At 72.8% G+C, this 2,182-nt stretch carries 2 protein-coding genes and 1 pseudogene; 1 reads left to right on the top strand and 2 read right to left on the bottom strand.

The features are described from left to right. A pseudogene (locus ACIWVC_RS34180) lies at positions 1-209 on the bottom strand (hydrolase); the annotation flags it as partial. 123 nt (positions 210-332) lie between these two features. Continuing rightward, the gene (locus tag ACIWVC_RS34185; protein ID WP_396452535.1) at positions 333-1,070 is read right to left on the bottom strand and encodes a GntR family transcriptional regulator; all 738 of its coding nucleotides are present in this window, start codon (positions 1,068-1,070) and stop codon (positions 333-335) included. A 169-nt stretch (positions 1,071-1,239) separates the two neighbouring features. Between ACIWVC_RS34185 and ACIWVC_RS34190 the strand changes: the two genes are divergently transcribed. Next, positions 1,240-2,121 carry a TIM barrel protein gene (locus ACIWVC_RS34190; RefSeq protein WP_396452534.1) on the top strand — a complete coding sequence of 294 codons (882 nt, stop codon included), beginning with the start codon at positions 1,240-1,242 and terminating at the stop codon, positions 2,119-2,121. The last annotated feature ends 61 nt before the right edge of the window (positions 2,122-2,182 follow it).

A 2,182-nucleotide genomic window follows, 5' to 3' on the forward strand; every position in this document is an offset into this window, starting at 1 on the left:
GGGTGGCTCCAGATCGCCGGGTCGTCGGCGTTGGCGTTGCCGCCCGCCTCGTCGTCGAAGTTCGGCGGCGTCTCCAGCGTGGCGCGGACCTGGGCGAGCTCGTCGCCGTCGGCGGCGGCCGGGACGGCGGGCAGCACGGCCGCGGCGAGTGCCACGGTCGTCGCGGCGGCCGCCAGGCGGACGCCCTCGGGGGTGGGTCTCAGGTGCATCGGGTTCCTCCAGATGCGCGATGCGGACGCCTGCACCGTAAGCGTTAGAGCGCTCTAATTCAATAGAGCGCTCTAATTGATCAAGAAGATTCGTCCGGGGTTCGGCGGGCCGTCCCCCGGCGGTTACCGCTCGACGAGGGTGAGCGCGAACAAGTAGCGGTCGGCGCGGTAGACGTGGCAGCCGTACTCGATCGCGGCGCCCTTGTCGTCGTAGGCGGTGCGGTTCATGGTCAGCAGCGGGACGCCGCGCCGCTCGTCCAGCAGCCGGGCCTCGGCCGCCGTCGCGCCGCGCGCGCCGATCGTCTGGTTCGCGATGCGCAGGTTGATCCCGGTGGCGCGGAGCAGCTCGTACAGGCCGTGCTCGGCGAGGTCGGCCTCGGTCACCCTGATCAGGTCGAGCGGCAGGTAGTTGGTGAGCAGCGCGAGCGGCTCGTCGCCGGTGCAGCGGATGCGGCGCATCCGGACGACCTCGGTGCCGGGCGGGAGGCCGAGCTCCTTGGCCACCGTGTCCTCGGCCGGGACGGGGCCGAGGTCCAGGACCTGCGTGCGCGGCTCGCGGCCGGCCGCCGCCAGGTCGTCGTGCAGGCTGGTCAGCTCGATCGGGCGGCGGATCTCCGACTGCACCACCTGCGTGCCGACGCCCCGCTTGCGCACCAGGAGCCCCCGGTCCACCAGGTGCTGGATCGCCTGCCGGACGGTCGGGCGGGACAGCCCGCACCGGTCGGCCAGCTCGACCTCGTTCTCCAGCCGGGTGCCCGGGGTCAGCTCACCCGCCCGGATCGCGGCCTCCAGCTGCTGGGCGAGCTGGTAGTACAGCGGCACGGGGCTGCTGCGGTCGACGGACACGCGCGGTCGGTACACCCATCGCCTCCTCTCGTCCGGGACGATCGTACCTCGGAGTGTGTGTTTAACTTATTACCTCATAATGTCCTAACAAACTATTGACATCTCCGCATGACCTTCAGCAGACTCGGCGGAGCCGGTGCCACGGCCCGGCCGGAGCGCGTCCCCCTGGAGAGATGGTGAGTCGATGATCAAGGATCGTGTCGCGGGAGCCCCGATCTCATGGGGGGTGTGCGAGGTGCCGGGCTGGGGCCACCAGCTGGCGCCCGCGCGGGTGCTGGCGGAGATGCGCGACCTCGGGCTGGCCGCCACGGAGTTCGGGCCGGACGGCTTCCTGCCGGCCGGGGCCGCCGAGCGCGCCGCGCTGCTCGCCGAGCACGGGCTCCGCGCGGTGGGCGGGTTCGCGCCGGTCGTGCTGCACGACCCGGACCGCGACCCGCTGCCCGAGGTCCGCCGGATCCTGTCCGGGTTCGGTGTGGAACGCTCCAACGAGCGTCTCACGCTGGTCCTCGCGGCCGTGCACGGGCTGGCCGGCTACGACGAGCGCCCGGCGCTCGGCGCGGACGGCTGGGCGGCGCTGCTCGGCAACCTCGACCGGATCGACGCGGTCGCGGCCGAGGCCGGCGTCCGGGCGGTGCTGCACCCGCACGTCGGGACGATGGTGGAACGGTCCGACGAGGTTCGGCGCGTCCTCGACGGCTCGGGAATCCCGCTCTGCCTCGACACCGGGCACCTGCTGATCGGCGGCACGGACCCGGCCGGCCTCGCCGCACGCGTCCCCGACCGGATCGCGCACGTCCACCTCAAGGACGTGGACGCGTCGCTCGCCGAGGCCGTCCAGTCCGGCGCGACCCCGTACACCGGCGCCGTCCGGGACGGCATCTACCGCCCGCTCGGCGCGGGCGACATCGACATCGCCGGGATCATCCGCTCCCTGGAGGGCGCCGGCTACGACGGCTGGTACGTCCTGGAGCAGGACATGATCATCGACGCGGAGCCCGCGCCCGGCGGCGGACCCCTCGCCGATGTGCGCGCCTGCGTCGACTTCCTCGCCGGGATCGCCGCATGACAACGTTCGACGTCATCACCATGGGCCGCGTCGGCGTCGACCTCTACCCGCTCCAGTCCGG

This window comes from Actinomadura sp. (assembly GCF_044508335.1).
Lineage (GTDB): Bacteria > Actinomycetota > Actinomycetes > Streptosporangiales > Streptosporangiaceae > Spirillospora.